Origin of the sequence: Micromonospora sp. NPDC005324 (genome assembly GCF_040607155.1) — a bacterium.
Taxonomy (GTDB): Bacteria; Actinomycetota; Actinomycetes; order Mycobacteriales; family Micromonosporaceae; genus Micromonospora; species Micromonospora trifolii.
The window spans coordinates 27,979-46,357 of sequence record NZ_JBEXGE010000029.1 but is presented as its reverse complement, the minus strand read 5'-3'; the positions used below and the strand labels follow the sequence as shown (position 1 = coordinate 46,357).

At 69.9% G+C, this 18,379-nt stretch carries 18 protein-coding genes; 7 read left to right on the top strand and 11 right to left on the bottom strand.

Annotated elements, in window-relative coordinates; genetic code table 11:
• Nucleotides 1-5 precede the first annotated feature (5 nt).
• The 4 genes from ABZS40_RS25990 to ABZS40_RS25975 all read left to right on the top strand — a co-directional run bounded on the left by ABZS40_RS25990 (nt 6) and on the right by ABZS40_RS25975 (nt 5,977).
• The gene (locus ABZS40_RS25990) at nt 6-749 is read left to right on the top strand and encodes a methyltransferase domain-containing protein (protein ID WP_354946115.1); all 744 of its coding nucleotides are present in this window, start codon (nt 6-8) and stop codon (nt 747-749) included.
• 37 nt (nt 750-786) lie between these two features.
• A complete protein-coding gene (locus tag ABZS40_RS25985; protein ID WP_354946114.1) occupies nt 787-1,596 on the top strand; it encodes a CPBP family intramembrane glutamic endopeptidase in 810 nt (269 codons plus the stop codon).
• A 272-nt stretch (nt 1,597-1,868) separates the two neighbouring features.
• A complete protein-coding gene (locus tag ABZS40_RS25980; RefSeq protein ID WP_354946113.1) occupies nt 1,869-3,056 on the top strand; it encodes a ThuA domain-containing protein in 1,188 nt (395 codons plus the stop codon).
• Between the two features lie 89 nt (nt 3,057-3,145).
• Nucleotides 3,146-5,977 carry a PQQ-dependent sugar dehydrogenase gene (locus ABZS40_RS25975; protein WP_354946112.1) on the top strand — a complete coding sequence of 944 codons (2,832 nt, stop codon included), beginning with the start codon at nt 3,146-3,148 and terminating at the stop codon, nt 5,975-5,977.
• Nucleotides 5,978-6,021: 44 nt separating this feature from the next.
• On the opposite strand, the gene ABZS40_RS25970 is transcribed toward ABZS40_RS25975, so the two are convergent.
• On the bottom strand, nt 6,022-6,789 hold the full coding sequence (locus ABZS40_RS25970) for a helix-turn-helix transcriptional regulator (protein WP_354946111.1): 768 nt from the start codon (nt 6,787-6,789) through the stop codon (nt 6,022-6,024).
• An 80-nt stretch (nt 6,790-6,869) separates the two neighbouring features.
• Here ABZS40_RS25970 and ABZS40_RS25965 point away from each other — a divergent pair, with 80 nt between their 5' ends.
• Entirely contained in the window at nt 6,870-7,256 is a 387-nt protein-coding gene (locus ABZS40_RS25965; RefSeq protein ID WP_354946110.1) for a nuclear transport factor 2 family protein, read from the top strand.
• On the opposite strand, the gene ABZS40_RS25960 is transcribed toward ABZS40_RS25965, so the two are convergent.
• Both ABZS40_RS25960 and ABZS40_RS25955 read right to left on the bottom strand, forming a co-directional pair.
• Nucleotides 7,253-8,197: an acyltransferase domain-containing protein gene (locus ABZS40_RS25960; RefSeq protein WP_354946109.1), complete on the bottom strand. Its 945-nt coding sequence runs from the start codon at nt 8,195-8,197 to the stop codon at nt 7,253-7,255. The two genes, ABZS40_RS25965 and ABZS40_RS25960, sit on opposite strands and share 4 nt — an antisense overlap.
• Before the next feature lie 29 nt (nt 8,198-8,226).
• Complete coding sequence (locus ABZS40_RS25955) at nt 8,227-8,811, bottom strand: hypothetical protein (protein ID WP_354946108.1); 585 nt, start codon at nt 8,809-8,811, stop codon at nt 8,227-8,229.
• A gap of 203 nt (nt 8,812-9,014) precedes the next feature.
• Here ABZS40_RS25955 and ABZS40_RS25950 point away from each other — a divergent pair, with 203 nt between their 5' ends.
• A complete protein-coding gene (locus tag ABZS40_RS25950) occupies nt 9,015-9,935 on the top strand; it encodes an NAD-dependent epimerase/dehydratase family protein (protein ID WP_354946107.1) in 921 nt (306 codons plus the stop codon).
• A 101-nt stretch (nt 9,936-10,036) separates the two neighbouring features.
• Here the strand turns inward: ABZS40_RS25950 and ABZS40_RS25945 are convergent, their stop codons facing one another.
• Nucleotides 10,037-10,324 carry a VOC family protein gene (locus ABZS40_RS25945; RefSeq protein WP_354946106.1) on the bottom strand — a complete coding sequence of 96 codons (288 nt, stop codon included), beginning with the start codon at nt 10,322-10,324 and terminating at the stop codon, nt 10,037-10,039.
• A 170-nt stretch (nt 10,325-10,494) separates the two neighbouring features.
• On the opposite strand from ABZS40_RS25945, the gene ABZS40_RS25940 reads away from it, so the two are divergent.
• Complete coding sequence (locus tag ABZS40_RS25940; protein ID WP_354946105.1) at nt 10,495-11,391, top strand: aminoglycoside phosphotransferase family protein; 897 nt, start codon at nt 10,495-10,497, stop codon at nt 11,389-11,391.
• Between the two features lie 141 nt (nt 11,392-11,532).
• Here ABZS40_RS25940 and ABZS40_RS25935 read toward each other — a convergent pair whose 3' ends face one another.
• The 7 genes from ABZS40_RS25935 to metH all read right to left on the bottom strand — a co-directional run bounded on the left by ABZS40_RS25935 (nt 11,533) and on the right by metH (nt 18,372).
• Entirely contained in the window at nt 11,533-11,706 is a 174-nt protein-coding gene (locus tag ABZS40_RS25935) for a hypothetical protein (RefSeq protein WP_354946104.1), read from the bottom strand.
• Complete coding sequence (locus tag ABZS40_RS25930) at nt 11,703-11,921, bottom strand: flavin reductase (RefSeq protein WP_354946103.1); 219 nt, start codon at nt 11,919-11,921, stop codon at nt 11,703-11,705. Before ABZS40_RS25930 ends, ABZS40_RS25935 begins: the two co-directional genes overlap by 4 nt.
• A gap of 154 nt (nt 11,922-12,075) precedes the next feature.
• Nucleotides 12,076-12,342 (bottom strand): hypothetical protein, encoded by a 267-nt coding sequence (locus tag ABZS40_RS25925; protein WP_354946102.1) that lies wholly within the window; start codon nt 12,340-12,342, stop codon nt 12,076-12,078.
• Entirely contained in the window at nt 12,339-12,512 is a 174-nt protein-coding gene (locus ABZS40_RS25920; RefSeq protein ID WP_354946101.1) for a hypothetical protein, read from the bottom strand. Before ABZS40_RS25920 ends, ABZS40_RS25925 begins: the two co-directional genes overlap by 4 nt.
• A gap of 122 nt (nt 12,513-12,634) precedes the next feature.
• Nucleotides 12,635-13,834 carry a helix-turn-helix transcriptional regulator gene (locus tag ABZS40_RS25915; protein WP_354946100.1) on the bottom strand — a complete coding sequence of 400 codons (1,200 nt, stop codon included), beginning with the start codon at nt 13,832-13,834 and terminating at the stop codon, nt 12,635-12,637.
• Between the two features lie 167 nt (nt 13,835-14,001).
• Entirely contained in the window at nt 14,002-14,292 is a 291-nt protein-coding gene (locus tag ABZS40_RS25910; protein ID WP_354946099.1) for a hypothetical protein, read from the bottom strand.
• 564 nt (nt 14,293-14,856) lie between these two features.
• The gene (metH, locus tag ABZS40_RS25905) at nt 14,857-18,372 is read right to left on the bottom strand and encodes a methionine synthase (RefSeq protein WP_354946098.1); all 3,516 of its coding nucleotides are present in this window, start codon (nt 18,370-18,372) and stop codon (nt 14,857-14,859) included.
• Between the last annotated feature and the right edge of the window lie 7 nt (nt 18,373-18,379).

Here is an 18,379-nt window from a genome sequence, read left to right as displayed (position 1 = left end):
AACGGATGCAGTCAACCGACCACCTCGCCGCCAGCCGTCACGCACGGATGCGCTGGAACACTCCGCTCTCGCCGGAGCACGCCGCGTTGCTGCTGCAACGGCTCGACGTCCGCCCCGGCGCGCGCGTGCTCGACCTCGGCTGTGGCTGGGGTGAGCTGCTGCTGCGGGCGGTCGCCGCTGGCGGTGTCTCCGGCCCGGTCGCGACGCGGGGCGTCGGCGTCGACACCGACGAGGCCGCGCTCGCCCGAGGGCGGCGGCTTGCTGCCGGGCGGTCGCTCAACCGGCACGTCGCCTTCGTGATGGGGGAAGCGGCGGCCTGGCAGGAGCCGGCCGACCGGGTCCTCTGCATCGGCTCGGCACACGCCTTCGGCGGCACCGAGGCCGCCCTCGACGCCCTCGCCACGGTGGTCCGGCCCGGTGGGCGGCTGCTGTTCGGCGACGCGTACTGGGATCGGTCCCCCACCACGGAGATCGCCGAGGTCTTCGGCCCGGAGGTTCCGACCCTCCCCGGGCTGGTCGAGGCCGCCCGCGAGCGGGGCTGGCGGTTGCTGCACCTGAGCACCGCGGACCAGCGGGAGTGGGACGACTTCGAGTCCACCTGGCTCGCCGGCCGGCAGGAGTGGCTGCTGGCGTACCCGGAGGATCCCCGTGCGGCAGAGGTCCGCGCGGAACTCGACGACCGGTTGCGCCAGTACGTCGGCGGTTACCGGGGTGTCCTCGGCCTCGGCTACCTCGTCCTCGGCCGTTGACCGTCCACCCTTGACGCCGCTGGCTAGGCTGCGCGTGGTGAGCGCCGGATCCCGTCTCGCCCTGCCCTGGCGGATCCTCGTCGTGGCCACCGCCGCCGTGCTGGTCTGGCTGTTCCTGGGCACCCTGCTCGACGGTGACTACGACCGACCCACCCATGCGGTCGGGGCGGTCCTCACCACCGCTGTCGTCGTACCCCTGGTGATCGTCGCCCGTCGCGTCCTGGACCGACGGCCCTGGGCCGGCCTCGGGATGCCGTCGCTGCGCGCCGGCTGGCGGCGTCTGCTGTTCGGCATGGCCTGCTGGCTCGTCCCCGCCGCGGCGGGGTTCGCGCTCTGCCTCGGCCTCGGCTGGGTCGAGATCAGCGTCCGGACGTCCGTCGCGGACGTGCTGCGGGTGGCGGCGCTGCTGGTCGTGCTGGTCTTCCTGAAGGAGGCGCTGCCGGAGGAGCTGCTCTTCCGCGGGTACCTGCAACACAACCTCGCCACCCGGCTGCCCGCCTGGCAGGCGGTCATCGGGCAGGCACTGCTGTTCACGGTGTTCGGGTTTCTCATCGGGGCGGCCAGATCCGTCGACCGACTGGCGCTCTTCCTCGTCTTCGCGCTGCTGCTGGGGGCCTTCCGCGCCGCCACCGGCGACATCTGGGCCGGCATCGGCCTGCACGTCGCCTTCCAGACGGTCGCTCAGCTGTTCGGCGACGTCGGGGCGGTCTTCGACGTGGTCGGCGCGGACGTCCTGGGCGTGGTGGCCATGGGGGCCATCCCGTTCTCGGTCAGCTGGTTCGTCCTGCGACACCGCTACCGGGACCGCCTGAACTGGCGCGCTCTCGCAGCGGACCCGGTGCGCTGAGCGGCTGAAGCCTCGCCGTCACCCGGGCCGGGGCCCGTGGGCTTGACGGGGCCAGACATCGGAGGTTTACTGCGTCAACGATGCCAGTCGATGAAATGTGACCATCCACAGTGGTGGTCTGCTTCGTCGACTGGTCTCACCGAACCCATCCCCACCACCCCGCACCACCTCAGCCGAGCGTCGGCGGCCCGGCTTCCGCACCACCGCCATCGCGACCCCTGGCCTGCTCACATGCACGGCCTGAGGTCGACGCTCAGCAGAGGAGCAAGACCATGCGTTCCCGTCCCCGCCTGTTGGCACTCGTCACCGGTTTGGCCGTCATGCTGGCCAGCCTGGTCGCCCTGCCGACCCCCGCCTCGGCGGCACCCCTGACCAAGGTGCTGGTGTTCAGTAAGACCGCCGGCTTCCGGCACTCGTCCATTCCCAACGGGATCGCCGCGATCCAGCAGCTCGGCTCCGCCAACGGGTTCACCGTCACCTCGACCGAGGACGCCGCCCAGTTCACCACCTCCAACCTGGCCCAATACCAGGCGGTGGTCTTCATGTCGACGACCGGCGACGTCCTCAACGCCAGTCAGCAGAGCGCGTTCGAGTCGTACATCGCCGCCGGTGGTGGCTACGTCGGCGTGCACGCCGCGGCCGACACCGAGTACAGCTGGCCGTGGTACGGCTCGCTGGTCGGAGCGTGGTTCGACTCGCACCCGGCGATCCAGACGGCGACCGTGAAGATCGAGGACCAGACCAACCCGTCGACCGCCCACCTCGGCACCACCTGGGTCCGCTCCGACGAGTGGTACAACTACCGCACCAACCCCCGGTCCAGCGCGCGGGTGCTGGCCAGCCTCGACGAGTCGTCCTACAGCGGCGGCAACATGAGCGGCGACCACCCGATCACCTGGTGCAAGGCGTACGGCGGCGGGCGTGCCTGGTACACGGGCCTCGGGCACACCGAGGCGTCGTACACCGACCCGAACTTCACCCGGATGCTGCTCGGCGGCCTCCAGGTCGCTGCGGGCTCCGTGACGGCCGACTGCTCGCCGCGCACGACGACCCCGCCGCCCACCGCCAGCGGTTCCACCCTGCGGGCCCGCGCCAACAACCAGTACGTCAGCGCGCCCAACGCCACCACCGCGCTGATCGCCAACAAGACCTCCGTCGGCACCAGCGAGCGGTTCGACCTGGTCAACCTCGCCAACGGCAACGTGGCGGTACGCGCCAAGAGCAACGGGCAGTTCGTCGCGGCCGAGAACGCCGGGGCCGCCGCGCTGATCGCCAACCGGGCCACCGCCGGCGCCTGGGAGACGTTCCAGCTGGTCCGCAACTCCGACGGCACGGTGAGCCTGCGGGCCACTGTGAACAACCGCTACGTCGCCGCCGACAACGCGGGCGCGTCCCCGCTGATCGCCAACCGGACCGCCATCGGTCAGTGGGAGAAGTTCGACCTGGTCACCACCAACTGACCCGGTCCCCCCGCTCGTTCTCCACCACCCCCACCTGGTCGTGGCGCGCCCCCGCGCGCCCGTCCACCGATCGTCGAGAAAGGACGATCATGCTCTCGTACCCCCGGCGCTGGCCCCGGGCGCTCTTCGCGGCGGTTCTCACCGTCGCGAGCGCGGCCCTCGCTGTGGCTGCACCGTCCACCGCACAGGCTGCGGTGATCCCCGCCTCCGACTATCAGCAGGTCAAGCTCGCCACCGGCTCGGGCGAGCTGGGTGAGGCCATGTCCCTGGCCGTTCTGCCCAACCGCTCGGTGCTGCACACCGCCCGCAATGGTGTCCTACGGGTGACCGACGTGGCCGGCAACACCAAGGTCTCCGGCACCCTGTCGGTCTACACCCACGACGAGGAGGGGTTGCAGGGCGTCGCCGTCGACCCCAACTTCGCCAGCAACCGGTGGATCTACCTGTACTACTCCCCCACTCTCAGCACCCCGTCCGGGGACGCCCCGACCACCGGCTCGCAGTCCGACTGGGACCGGTGGAAGGGGCACCTGCGACTGTCCCGGTTCACCCTCAACAGCGACGAGACGCTCAACCTGGGCAGCGAGAAGATCGTGCTCCAGGTGGCCAACGACCGTGGGCAGTGCTGCCACGTCGGCGGTGACCTGGACTTCGACGGCGCCGGCAACCTGTACCTGACCACCGGCGACGACACCAACCCGTTCGAGTCGTCCGGCTACGCGCCAATCGACGAACAGACCAACCGCAACCCGCAGTTCGACGCCCAGCGCTCGTCGGCCAACACCAACGACCTGCGGGGCAAGGTGCTGCGGATCAAGCCGCAGGCGGACGGCACGTACACGATCCCGTCGGGCAACCTGTTCGCGCCCGGCACGTCGGGCACCCGCCCGGAGATCTACGCCATGGGTCTGCGCAACCCGTTCCGGATGAGCGTCGACAAGGCGACCGGTGTCGTCTACCTCGGCGACTACGGCCCCGACTCCGGGTCCACGAACTCCAGCCGTGGCCCCTCCGGTCAGGTCGAGTTCAACCGCATCGCGGCACCCGGCAACTACGGCTGGCCGTACTGCACCGGCAGCAACACCAGCACGGAAACATACAATGAATACACCTTCCCGTCCGGGCCGTCGCAGTCGAAGTACAACTGCACGGGCGGGCCGACCAACAACTCGTTCCGCAACACCGGGCTCGGCACGTTGCCCGCGGCGAAGCCGGCCTGGATCAAGTACGCGGGCGACTCCGGTTCGCCGTCGGAGTTCGGCAGCGGCTCGGAGTCGCCGATGGGCGGGCCGGTCTACCGGTACGACGCCTCGCTGAACTCCAGCATCAAGTTCCCGGCCTCGCTGAACGGTCAGTTCTTCGCCGGTGAGTACGGCCGCCGCTGGATCAAGGCCATCGCTGTCAACTCGGACGGCTCGCGCGGGGAGATCTCCAACTTCCCGTGGACCGGCACCCAGGTCATGGACATGGCCTTCGGCCCGGACGGCGCCCTGTACGTGCTGGACTACGGCACCGGCTCGAACAACCAGGCGCTCTTCCGGATCGAGTACATCGGTGGTGGCAACCGCAGCCCGATCGCGGTCGCCTCGGCGAACCCCACGTCGGGGGCCAACCCGTTGACTGTCAACTTCTCGTCGGCCGGAAGCTCCGACCCCGAGGGCGGCGCGCTCAGCTACCTGTGGACCTTCGGCGACGGCACCACGTCGACGGCGGCCAACCCCACCAAGACGTACACCACGAACGGCAGCTACAGCCCCACCCTGAAGGTCACCGACCCGACCGGCCTGTCCGGCACGGCGAGCCTGATCGTCACAGTGGGCAACACCGCACCGACGGTGTCGCTCACCTCGCCCACCGACGGACAGCTGTTCACCTTCGGTGACACGGTGCCGTACCAGATCTCGGTGAGCGACCCGCAGGACGGCACGATCGACTGCTCCAAGGTGAGCCTGACGTACGCGCTGGGCCACGACAGCCACGCACACCAGATCACCTCGAAGACCGGGTGCAGCGGCACGATCACCGTCCCGACGGACGGTGAGCATGACGCGGCGGCCAACATCTACGGGGTCTTCGACGCCGCGTACACCGACAACGGTGGGCTCACCACGCACAGCATCAAGACGCTGCAACCGAAGCACCGCCAGGGTGAGCACTTCAGCGCCCAGTCCGGTGTCCAGGCCACCGACCACACCAACGCCGAGGGCGGCCGTACGGCCGGGTTCATCGAGAACAACGACTGGATCTCCTACCAGCCGTACAACCTGTCCAACGCGAACCGGTTCACCGCGCGGGTCTCCTCGGCCGGCGCCGGCGGCACCATCGAGGTACGCGCCGGGTCCGCCACCGGCACCCTGCTGGGCACCGCCACGGTGCCGGTGACCGGTAGCTGGGAGACCTTCGTCGACGTCTCCACCGCCATCAGCAACCCGCCCTCCTCGACGACCACGCTGTACCTGGTCTTCAAGGGCGGCTCGGGCAACCTGTTCGACGTCGACGCGTTCACCTTCACCACCGGCACCAGCAGCGGCACCCCGGTGACCACGCTGCGGGCGCAGGTCAACAACCAGTACGTGTCGGCGGTCGGCAGCACCGCGCTGATCGCGAACAAGGCCAGCGTCGGCACGACCGAGCAGTTCGACCGGGTGGACGCCGGCAACGGCAACATCGCCCTGCGGTCCCGCGCCAACGGGCTGTACGTCGCCGCCGAGAACGCGGGAGCGGAACCGTTGATCGCGAACCGCACGGCGATCGGACCGTGGGAGACGTTCCAGATCATCAACAACTCCGACGGAACGGTCAGCCTGCGGGCCACGATCAACAACCAGATCGTGGCCGCCGAGAACGCCGGGGCCGGATCACTGATCGCCAACCGGGCGTCGGTCGGGTCCTGGGAGAGGTTCGTCCTGACCACCGGCTGACGCGCACGTGGTGGGCCCGGCCTGGGCGGTGACCAGGCCGGGCCCTACCGCGTGAAGTAGGCGGCGCTCTGCTGGTCCGCCGGGTAGTAGGACTCCACAGCGATCTCCTCGATGCTGATGTCCATCGGGGTGCCGAACGTGGTGATGGTCGAGAACAGCCGCAGCTCGCGTCCACCGATCCGCAGGATCATCGGGATCACCACGTCGGCGTCGACCCGTTGGGCCGGCGGCTCCTCGGGCAGCGGGTTCAGCAGTTCTTCGTAGAGCGCCGCGAGTTCCGCGTCGGGGGCGGCGGCGAGCTGGCGCGAGATCCGACTGCGGAACACCGCCCGCACGTCCGCCAGGTTGACGACCAGGGGGGCGAGCCCCCGCGGGTGCAGGCCCAGCCGAACCAGGTTCACCGGCGGCCGCAACAGCTCGGGCGCCGCGTACGCGAAGAACGGGTCGACCGCGCGGTTGGTCAGCACGATGTTCCACCGGCGGTCGAAGACCAGCGCCGGATACGGCTCGTGCGCCCGGAGCACCCTGCGGACCGCGTCGAGGGCGCCCGACAGGGCGGCGTCGTCAAGCGGGCGCTGCGCGTACCGGGGCGCGAAGCCGGCGGCGAGCAACAGCTGGTTGCGATCACGCAACGGCACGTGGAGTTGGTCGGCGAGCCGGAGGATCATGTCGGCGCTCGGCGTGGACTTACCGGTCTCGACCAGGCTGACGTGCCGAGCCGAGACATCCGCGGCGATCGCCAGGTCGAGTTGGCTGAGCCCCCGGCGCTTGCGCCACTGCCGCAGGAGTTCCCCGACCGCATACACGATCATGAGCCTACTCATCGTCGCTCGGAACGCCATGAAGTGCGATGTCATCGACAGGCTCCCGGGCCGGGGAAACACTTGCGGCCATGACCACCGAGAACAAGAGCATCGTCGGACGTGCGTTGGCGGGGCTGGTCGACGCCGGCGACGTCGACACGCTCGCCTCGTACCTGAGCGAGGACTTCACCCATCACCGGTCGGATTCGACGACCTCGACGAGGGCGCAGTGGCTCGCCGCGGTCCGCGCCGCGCTGGGCCCGACCGCCGGCATGCGGGTCGACATCCTGCACCTGCTGGCCGACGGTGACCACGTCGTGGTGCACTCGCGACGCCGACTCCCCGACGCGGGGCCGGAAATCGTGGTCGTCGACGTCCTGCGGATCGCCGACGGATTCATCGCGGAGGTGTGGGAGGTCATCGAACCGGCGGGCCAGGCGGCCGCCAACGGCGCGTGGTGGGACGCGGGTGCCTAGACCGGGAAGCGGCCGTGGCGCCAGTGCCAGTGGCCGCCGGCCCGCAGGTGGTCGATGATCGCACGCTGGAGCGCCGTGCGGCGCGGCAGCTCGTCGAGCGGCGTGGTCAGGGTCCGGAACCCGAACCGCAGCACCTCGATGTCGGCGTCCGGCCCCGCCGACTCGTCGTAGGGCTCCAGCTCGAAGCGGCGCTGGAACCGCACGATGTTGGAGGCCTCGGGAAGGTATTCCCGCAGCTGCGGGTCGAGCAGCCACGAGGCGCAGGAGAACGCGGTGTAGCGCTCGTCCGGGAAATGCCGCGGGAAGAACGCGCGGGCCTCGTCGAGGGACGCCGCGACCGCCTCCGGGGTCAACGGCCCCGAATCGGGGACGTGCAGGCCGATGGCGCCGTCGCCACGCTGGTGCTGTAGCCGGCCAAGCTCGTAGACGCTGCCGCGCGAGTGCAGCGTCAGCCAGCTCTGCATGATCGGCCACCCCTCGCCGCGCATCCGTCGGTCGATGGCGAGGTTGCGGCCAAGGTCGGCCAGGGTCACCCAGGTCACGGCCTCGGGGACGCCGTGGTCGCTGTGGTACGCGCTCACCACGTCGACCAGAGCCAGGTACGCGTACACGTAGAGGTGTCGCCACGCGAGCCCGCGCTCTCGCGGCAACTCCGGGCCGGGCGAGAGCCACTCGTAGCCCCCGAGGTCGGCGCGGACCAGGGCGATCGAGCGGTCGAGCAGCCAGCGCAGCTCCGGGGTCCAGAGCGGAGAGTCCGGGTCGGGCCAGCCCGCCATGACCTCGGCGACGTCGTCCGGCGGCACGGCGAGCCGGTCGAGGAGCGCGGGCGCGTCGGCCTTGGCGGGCAACGGGGCTGACGGCTTGTCACCGGCGAGCCGGTGCACGCGGTCGACCTCCTCGACGGGCACCCCGAGCCGGGCGGCGATGTCGTCGGAATCCACGCCGACGACCCTACCGGCCGGCGGGCTTTTCAGGAGTCCGCCGGCACCCCGGCGTCGAGCTGCCCGATCATCGGCGCGAGAAGGTCGTTGAGTTCCCGGGCCAGCACCGCCACGGCCCGGCGCGCCGCTACGGCGACCTCGTCGTCCGGACCGGCCGGCGTCGGCGGCAGGTCGTCGAGCGGCACCGGCGCCTCCACCTGGAGCATCGCGCGCAGATGCGGGCGGCGCGTCTGGTCCTGCTCGGTGGGTGTGGTGAACTGGCCGAACATCTGGGGCCAGTTCTGCCAACCACGGTCGCGCTGCCACTGCCTGGTCCAGGTCAGCTCGGCCGGCCAACGGGAGGCCACTGTCACCGCGCAGACCAGGCTGCCGTCCCACGGGCTGCGCGCGCAGGTAGCCGAGATGATCCGCCGGTGCCAGCGAACGAAGCCCGGCGTCAGCTCGGTGGCGAGCCGCCAGGCGGTCACCGCGAACGCCACGGGCGCGAAGTCATCCCAGGAGTCGGCGAACTCGTCGATCCGACGAAACACCTCGGCCTCGTACCGGCCGCGCCCGTCGGTGCCGTGCTCGCGGTCGAACTGCTCGTCCAGCCAGAAGGCGCGCGGTTCCGGCATCCTCAACCCCGTTTCACAGCGATGGTGTTCCGTACCTCGAACCTAGGCGAATGTCGGGGTTGCGGACGCCATCCTCGCCCGTTGTCAACCTGCGCCGCGGCGAGGTGGCAGCTGCTGGGGCGGGTGCCATTCTGGTCGAGCCGCGCCGTTGCCGCAGCCTCTGCGGCTTGACAAAGGGCCGGTTCCAGAGTGGACGATGCACCGTGCGAATTCTTGTGGTGGGTGGCAGTGGCCTGATCGGCGCTCACGTCGTGGACGTTCTTCGGGAGCGTGGCCATGCAGCAACCACTGTGGCGCGTACCGCCCAGCCGGGCGTCGACCATCTGCTCGATGTCGGGTCCGCCTCGATCGAGGACCTGCGGCCGTTGCTCGCCGGTCACGACGGCGTCGTGTACGCCACCCGCACCGAGGAGCAACGGCCTCTGCCCAAACCGATCTATCCCGAGTTCCGCAGTGACAACGTCGACCCGGTGGTACGACTGTTCACCGCCGCCCGCCTCGAAGGTCTCACCCGGGGCGTCGTGATGGGCTCCTACTACACCTACTTCGACCGGCTCCACCCGCAGTGGCGCCTCGCCGAACGCCACACGTACATCCGGTGCCGCCTGGAGCAGGCCCAGGAGGGGCGGGCGGCCGCCGGCGAGGGCCTGCCGGTCGCCGTACTCGAACTGCCCTTCGTCTTCGGTCGGGCCGGCGACCGACTGCCCAACTGGGCCGGTCCGCTGGACCGGTGGGCCCGCTCGCGTACCCCGCTGGTCGCCCCGACCGGCGGCAGCGCCGCGGCCTCCGCCCGCAGCGTGGCCGAGGTCGCGGTCGACGCCCTGGAGCAGGCCAGCGGAGCGGACATCCCGGTCGCCGACGAGAACCTCACCTGGACCGACATGATCGGGCGCATCGCAGAGGCTGTCGGTCGGCGCCGCCGGGTCGCGCGGATGCCGTCCGGCGCCGCGAAGGCCGCCCTGCGACTGGGTGGCGCGCTACAGGCCATCGGCCGCAAGGAATCGGGGGTGAACCCCAGCTACCTCGCCGACCTCCTGCTCGCCGACCTGTTCATCGAACCCACGAGCGGTCGCCCGCTGGACCCGGCCCTACGCGAAACCTTCCCGCGCGGCTCGGGGTCCTAGCGCACCCCAAGATCCGCACTACTACAGGGATGTGGTGATCTCCGCCGCCCACGAGGCCCCTACATCCCGACGTTGCGGGTGGGACCGAGCTGCGGCGGCCGTCAGCGGAGCTGTTCGGCCAGGCCGACGATGATGCCCTCGGGGCCGCGGACGTAGCAGAGCCGGTAGACGTCCTCGTACCGCTCCAACGACCCCACGAGTTCGGCGCCGTGACCGCGCAGCCGGGTGATCACGCCCTCGATGTCGTCGACGGCGAACATGATCCGTCGAATGCCCAGCGTGTTGGCCGGCGCGTCCTTCGGTTCCCCGCTGATCGCCGTCGGCCGGTGGAACCTCGCCAGCTCGTCCTCGACAACGATGAGGACGTTGTCCATCCGCTGGATCGCCATGCTGGATCTCCCTGCTCCGGTGCGGTCCCAGCGACCGCATCCTCCCCCGAGACGGAGCCACGTGGCCGCTCTCGACATTCTGCTCCGTCGTCGAGGGCTGACCATGCCTGACCGATAGTGTGATCGACTAACGTGCGCCGTCTAACCGACCAGGATCGGGGATTTTCCGCATGGCCATGCATGACGATGAGATCGCCATCAGCGACGACTCCGTCCGAGAGCTGATCGCCAGCCAGTTTCCTCAGTGGGAGACGGCGCCGGTCCGGCGCGTCGAGTCGAACGGCACCGTGAACGCCATCTTCCGCATCGGCGACGATGTGGCGGCCCGATTCCTGCTGCGGTCACGCGATGTCAGCGTGGCCGCTGAACTCCTCGAGCGCGAGGCCGAGGCCGCCCGGCGCTTCGCCGAACACAGCCCCTTCCCGGCTCCCCTGCCGATTGCGATCGGAGCCCCGGGAAAGAATTACCCGCTGCCGTGGTCGGTGCAGTCGTGGGTGCCGGGGAGCATCGCCCCCGTTGACATCGACGGGTCCGTGGGACTCGCCCGTGACCTGGCCTCCTTGATCAGCGCGCTTCGGGCCGCCGATACCGAGGGTCGCCGGTTCCAGGGCGACAACCGTGGCGGCGAGCTACCCGACCACGACGAGTGGGTCGAGGAGTGTTTTGAGAAGAGCCAGGGTCTGCTCGACGTCCCGATGCTTCGGCGTCTGTGGAGTCATTTCCGAGAGCTTCCGCACACGTCGGCCGACGTCATGTCCCATGGCGATCTGCAGCCGTTGAACGTGTTGGTGGCCGACGGCCGGCTGGTGGGTGTGCTCGACACCGGCGACTTCGCACCGGCCGATCCCGCCCTCGATGCCATGTGTGGCTGGTACTTCTTCGACGATGCCTCCCGAGCGGTGTTCCGTGACGAGCTGGGTTGCGACGACCTGGAGTGGGAGCGCAGTAAGGCATGGAGCTTCGAACAAGCTCTCGGTGCGATCTGGTACTACGTCGAGACCAACCCCGTCATGTACGACATGGGCCGCCTCGTCCTTGATCGGGTCGTGGCGAACACAAAGGTCTGAGGCGGTCAGTTGTCTGGGGCCCCAAGCATCAGGGTGAGCCCTTCCTGAGCCGGGTTATTTTCATCAGAGCGAGCGCGTCAGGCTGACCATCGATCTCGGCGCTAGCACAGTTGCTGTACTTCGTTGCTGTGGTGCTGGCCGTCAGACGAGACGTTGGATGCGGACCTTCGGGCGCTCGTTCCTGAGGTGGCCGTTCTTGTGCTGGCGGACCTGCTCGTCCCAGACCTCTTGGTCGTAGTGCGGGTCCGGCGGGATCCACCTGTGGGAGCCGTCGCTGTAGTGGAACTTTTCGTCGCCCGGCCGCAGGATGCTCATCGGGTCCATCCGAGAATGCGGTAATGCAGGTGCCCGGCGGGAACGTGGGCAAGGTCCTGCGCGGCGTCGACGAGGTGGGCGGCCAGGTAGAGGGCAAGTGACACCGGGGCACGGTGATACTCGGCCAGCAGCTCGCGCCGACGGGTCGCACAGGGCCAGTCGGCACCGCAGCCGCCGCACATCCAGGCCGGCGTGACCGGGAGGTGGGTCGTCATCTCGCTGCCGACGCGCGGGTTGTCTGGGAAGCAGTAGGTCGCGGGCGACGAGCTGCCCGAGCGACTCGGCCCACTTTCCGCGGCGCGGGCAGCGGCCGTCTACCGCCTGGTACTCGATGAGGCTGCGTCGCCGGCCGGGTCAAGGTCCGGGCGATCACGAGCGCTCCCCCGCTGCCGTGGCGACCAGGACGTCCACGTTGACCAGTAGCTCCCAGCAGAACGGCGCCGTGCAGTCGGCGGACTCCCACGCGCACTCCAACCCGTGGCCGTACACCCAGGCATACGCGGGGTCGTCAGAATCGTGGACAGACACGACCCGGATGTCGTGGTAGGTGTGGCCGGGCTGCCCGGGTCGGATCTGCCACTCCCCGGGTCGGACCGACAGCCGGGTGCCCTGGGCGGGCATCGTCCGGGCGGTCACCGGTTCAGCCCGTCGTAACGATGCTCGGCGGCACGGCGGCGAGCCTGGATCAGCAGTCGATCCTTCGCGGCAGCCTGCTCGCGTTCCTGGTGGCGCGGCCCTGCAGGTTCGGCGGGCGGCGTTGACGGCCCGTCGACGAGCCGGCGCCAGAATCCGATTATCTTGCCCATGAGCGCCCTCCCCTCGCGTGGGGGCGCGGACCGCCGGTGTTACTGGTGTCGCCGGGGGTTGCGTCCGCCTACGAAGACAGCGTCACCCGCGCGGGGGGCCTGATCCAGAACGTGACTGTCCGCTAACCGGCCGTCGTGTCCGCTGCTGCCGGACGTCGACTGGGGCCGAATTCCTCACATGCTTCGCGCAGGCCGGCGGCTTCGGGCGCGCCAGCGTGCTCTACCCGGGCGAGGACTTCCCGTGCCCGCCACCAGTTCGACGGAACTACCCGTCCCGAGGTGACGGCTTCGGTAGCGACGGCACCCGCCTCATCCGGCCGACCCGCGGCGATCAAGGCCAGCCCGAGGTCGAGACGGGCGGATGCCGACCGGCGGGGTCGGGCACCGCCGTCCCCCACCGGGTCAAGCTCGCGCAGCACCGACCGGGCGACCTGCTCCGCACTCGGATCACCGGCCCACGCCAGGGTGGTAGCCGTGTAGGCCGCGGCCTTCGCCGGGTCGTACCGGTAGTGGTGCTCGGCCTGCTCCGGCACGGGGAGGTTCGCCACAAGCCGGTCAAGCCGGCCCAGGACCCGCCGAGTCTCCCTCACGTCACCCATCCGCGCGTGGGCCCGGGCCTCCTGCGCTGTGGCCTGGATGTGTGCGGAGCTGCCGTTCGGTGCCACCTGCTGCGCTTGCCGGGACAGGTCAACGGCGTACTGATAGTCGCCACGGGTGAGCACCTCCCACGCCCTGGTTTCGAGGCACCATCCCCGGATCTCAGGGTGTTGGGCGTGGCCGGCGAGATCGGCGGCTGCCCGCAAGTGCGCCGTCGCTGCGGTCGGCTGCTGCAGGTCGATGTGCACGGTGGCGCGTAGGACCGCCAGCCAACCGCCTGCGACGACCAAACGCCGCTGCTGGGCGAGAGTGACCCGTCCGTCGAGGAGCCTGACCACGTAGGCCAGGTGCCGGCGCACCATCGGCAGCAGCTGGTCGGGCGCGGTGGTCGGGTAGGCGCTCGCCAGGTCATCGACGCCTTGCTCGATGCCGTCCAAAGTGTCGGCGCCGACGTCGCTGGCAGCAACCCGCAGGCGCAGTTCGTCGGCCTCGGCCGCGTGGTCGACGGGCGCGTTGACGAGGCCGACGAGAGCACCGCCGGCATTGAGAACCTGGTCGAGATGGCGGGCGGTGTCGGCGGTGGCCGCTTTGGCGCCGGCCTCGAGCTGCTGAAGGTGGCTCTTACCGCGGTGGGCGAGGTCACCGAGTGCGCGCAGAGACAAACCGCGGCGTTCTCGGAGTTCGCGAAGGGCCGCGCCGAAGCGCGGGTCGACGTGTGGTGCCATGGTGCCGCTCCCAGGTAGAGGACTGGGCGGCAGCACCGCCGGCCTCTACGCCGGCGGGCCCCCACCTGCCACGCTACCGCTGCCATGCACCGCCGTCACGCATCCCGGAGCGCAGTCAGCGGACCCACGACCCTGCCGGGTGACCTAGTCGGAGGCACTCCCTGGCATCAGGCACTCGCCCGTAAGGAGTTGCCCCGCCGCGACTCCTCGACGACGACGTTCTCGATGACGGCATACGGCGACGCCGACCGGCTGAGGTTGGGGATCACATTGAGGTACGTGGTGGCGACGACAATCCCGTCCAGATCGAGGACGAACAGACGCAGCCCGGGTGAACCGAGGATCCGTTGGAAGGCGTCCACGTCGGAGCCGTCCTCCAGCACCGGATCGTCCGGGTTCAACTGCCGGTAGAGGCGAATGATCTGCGTGAAGTCGTCAGGCCGCGCCGCACGGAACATGTCCGGATCGTAACCACCGACCGTTCCGACTCATGCCAGCTGCGCTTCCTGGCGTCAGGGCCTCCTCGCAGATCGGGTATCAGGACCCGCGGGACACCCCGCCGGTCCGACTCCGCAGAACCAGCAGGACAATCGACAGGGCGACCAGCGCACCGGACCCAGCCAGGACAACGACGTACAGCACCTCACCGCCGAACCGGTGACTAGGATCGCTGATCAGCAGTGAAGCGAACGTGCACCCCGCGGACACGAGCGTCGCCCAAGGCCACCACCGAGGCTGCCGTTGCAGCTCCTGACGCAGTCGTTCGCTGATCACGTCCACTCCCCTCACCGGAAACCGTCACCAGCCGAACTCCACTGTGCAACAACGTCCACCCCCAGCCTGGCGAAGGGCGCTAGACCAACACGGCCATCGGTACCTTCGTTTCCAAGATGCTCGCGAAGATCATGGCGTGGGTGCACAGGTCGCAGGAGAAGGGCCGTCCGCCGGCTACCGCCGGGCCCTGTTCAGGGTTCAGCAGCCTCCCGGACGACCTCAGGTGCAGTTGAGGGCACCTGCGCCCGTCACTTGGCGTTGAAGTAGTTGGCCTCCGGGTGGTGGACCACGATCGCGTCGGTGGCCTGCTCCGGCATCAGCTGGAACTCCTCGGACAGCTCGACCCCGATCCGGTCCGCGCCGAGCAGATCCATGATCTTCGCCCGGTCCTCCAGGTCGGGGCAGGCCGGGTAGCCGAACGCGTACCGGCAGCCCCGGTAGTCGTTGTGCAGGATGCCGGCCAGGTCCGCCGGGTCGTCGTGCCCCAGCGGACGACCGTCGGGCAGGGTCATCTCGGCACGGATGCGCTGGTGCCAGTATTCGGCGAGCGCCTCGGTGAGCTGCACGGAGAGGCCGTGCACCTCCAGGTAGTCGCGGTACTCGTTGCGGGCGAACAGCTTCGCCGCGTACTCGCTGACCGGCTGGCCGACGGTGACCAGTTGCAACGCGACCACATCGAGCTGGTCGCCCTGGGGCCTGAAGAAGTCCGCCAGGCAGAGCCGCCGCTCCTGCCGCTGCCGGGGGAACGAGAACCGGGCGCGCTCCGCGTGCCCGTTCTCGTCGAGCACCACCAGGTCATTGCCTTCGGAGTACGCGGGAAAGTAGCCGTACACCACGGCTGCCTCAAGGACCTGGTCGGCGATCAGCCGGTCCAGCCAGTACCGCAGGCGCGGTCGGCCCTCGGTCTCGACCAGCTCCTCGTAGGAAAGTCCGCTGCCACCCCGGGCGCCGCGCAGCCCCCACTGCCCGGAGAAGGTGGCCCGCTCGTCGAGCAGCGCCGCGTAGTCCGCCATCGGCACACCCTTGACGACGCGGGTGCCGAAGAACGGCGGGGTGGGCACCGCCACGTCGGCGGCCACGTCGGAGCGGACCGACGAGTCGTGCAGCTCGGGCAGCGACGTGGTGACCATCGAGCGCTGACGTTCCCGGCGCGCCCGCCGAGCCGCGAGAGCCGCCTCCCGCTCCGGGTCGATCACCGGGGCGCCGCCGCGCTTGGCGGTCATCACCCGGTCCATCAGGGACAGACCCTCGAACGCGTCCCGCGCGTAGTGCACCTGCCCGGGGAACGTCGACCGCAGGTCGTCCTCGACGTACGCCCGGGTCAGCGCCGCCCCACCCAGCAGGACCGGCCAGCGCTCCGCGACCCCGCGCGTAGCCATCTCGGCCAGGTTCTCCTTCATGATGACAGTGCTCTTCACCAGCAGCCCGGACATGCCGATCGCGTCGGCACGGTGCTGCTCGGCGGCGTCCAGGATGGCGCTGATCGGCTGCTTGATGCCGATGTTCACCACCTCGTAGCCGTTGTTGGACAGGATGATGTCGACAAGGTTCTTGCCGATGTCGTGCACGTCGCCGCGCACTGTGGCGAGCACGATGCGGCCCTTGCCGCCGTCCTCGATGGTCTCCATGTGCGGTTCGAGGTAGGCCACCGCGGTCTTCATCACCTCGGCGGACTGGAGCACGAACGGCAACTGCATCTGGCCGGAGCCGAACAGCTCACCGACCACCTTCATGCCGTCCAGCAGGATGTCATTGATGATCGACAACGGCGACCGGCCGCCGGCCATCGCCTCGTCCAGGTCGGCCTCCAGGCCGTTGCGCTCACCGTCGATGATCCGCCGCTTGAGCCGCTCGTCCAACGGAAGCGCGGCCAGCTCCTGGGCGCGGGTGGCCCGGGCGCTTGTCACGTCGACGCCCTCGAACAGCTCCAGGAAACGCTGCACCGGGTCGTACCCCTCGCGACGCCTGTCGTACACCAGGTCCAGGGCGACCTCGCGCTGCGCGTCGGGGATCTTCGACATCGGCAGGATCTTGCTGGCGTGCACGATCGCCGAGGTCAGGCCGGCCTGCACGCACTCGTGCAGGAACACCGAGTTGAGCACCTGCCGGGCCGCCGGGTTGAGCCCGAAGGAGATGTTCGAGATGCCCAGGGTGAAGTTGACACCGGGGTAGCGGCGGGAGATCTCCCGGATCGCCTCGATCGTCTCGATGCCGTCGCGGCGGGTCTCCTCCTGGCCGGTGGCGATCGGGAAGGTCAGCGCGTCGATCAGGATGTCGGAGCGGTCCACGCCCCACCGGCCGGTCAGGTCGTCGATCAGCCGGGCTGCGACCCGGACCTTCCACTCCTGGGTACGGGCCTGCCCCTCCTCGTCGATGAGCAGCGCCACCACCGCCGCGCCGTGCTCGCGAACGATCGGCATCACCCGGGCGTACCGGGATTCGGGGCCGTCACCGTCCTCGAAGTTCACCGAGTTGACCACGCAGCGACCGCCGAGCATCTCCAACCCGGCCTCCACCACGTTCGGCTCGGTGGAGTCCAACATGATCGGCAGGGTGGACGCGGTGGCGAACCGGCCGGCCAACTCCCGCATGTCCTGCGTGCCGTCGCGGCCGACGTAGTCCACGCACAGGTCGAGCAGGTGCGAGCCGTCGCGCGCCTGACTGCGGGCGATCTCCACACAGGCCCGCCAGTCGCCGGCGAGCATCGCCTCCCGGAACGCCTTCGAGCCGTTGGCGTTGGTCCGCTCCCCCACCATCAGCACCGACGCGTCCTGGGCGAACGGCACCGGGTGGTAGACCGAGGAGACGCCCGCCTCGTGCCGGGGCTCGCGGGCCGTGGCGGTGACGCCGTGCAGCCGCTCGGCCAGCACCCGGATGTGTTCCGGGGTGGTGCCGCAGCAGCCGCCGACCAGCCCCACGCCGTACTCGGTGATGAACCGCTCCAGGGCCTCGGCCAGCTCCACGGGAGTCAGCGGGAAGTACGCCCCGTCGGCTGTCAGCACCGGCAGGCCGGCGTTCGGCATCACCGACAGCGGGATGCGGGAGTGCTGCGACAGGTAGCGCAGGTGCTCGCTCATCTCGGCCGGGCCGGTCGAGCAGTTGAGCCCGATCAGGTCCACGCCGAGCGGCTCGATCGCGGCGAGAGCCGCCCCGATCTCGCTGCCGACCAGCATGGTGCCGGTGGTCTCCACGGCCACGTGACAGATGATCGGCACCGACTGGCCCAGCTCGGCCATCGCCCGCTTCGACCCGACCACTGCCGCCTTGACCTGGAGCAGGTCCTGGCAGGTCTCGATGATCAGCGCGTCCGCGCCGCCGACGATCAGACCCGCTGCGTTCTCCTGGTAGGCGTCGCGCAGTGTCGAGTAGGCGGCGTGCCCGAGGGTGGGCAGCTTGGTGCCCGGCCCGATCGAGCCGAGCACGAACCGGGGCCGCGCCGGGGTGCTGGCCGCGTCGGCGGCTTCCCGGGCGATCCGGGCGCCCGCCTCGGACAACTCGCGGATGCGGTGCGGGATGTCGTACTCGGCGAGGTTGGCGAGGTTGGCCCCGAAGGTGTTGGTCTCCACGCAGTCGGCGCCGACGGCCAGGTAGGCGTCGTGCACTCCGCGCACCACGTCCGGGCGGGTGACGTTGAGGATCTCGTTGCACCCCTCCAGCCCGTCGAAGTCGTCGAGCGTGAGGTCCGCGGCCTGAAGCATCGTGCCCATCGCGCCGTCGGCGATGAGAATGCGATCAGCCAGCACATCCATCAATGAAGTCCGCACCCGTTCA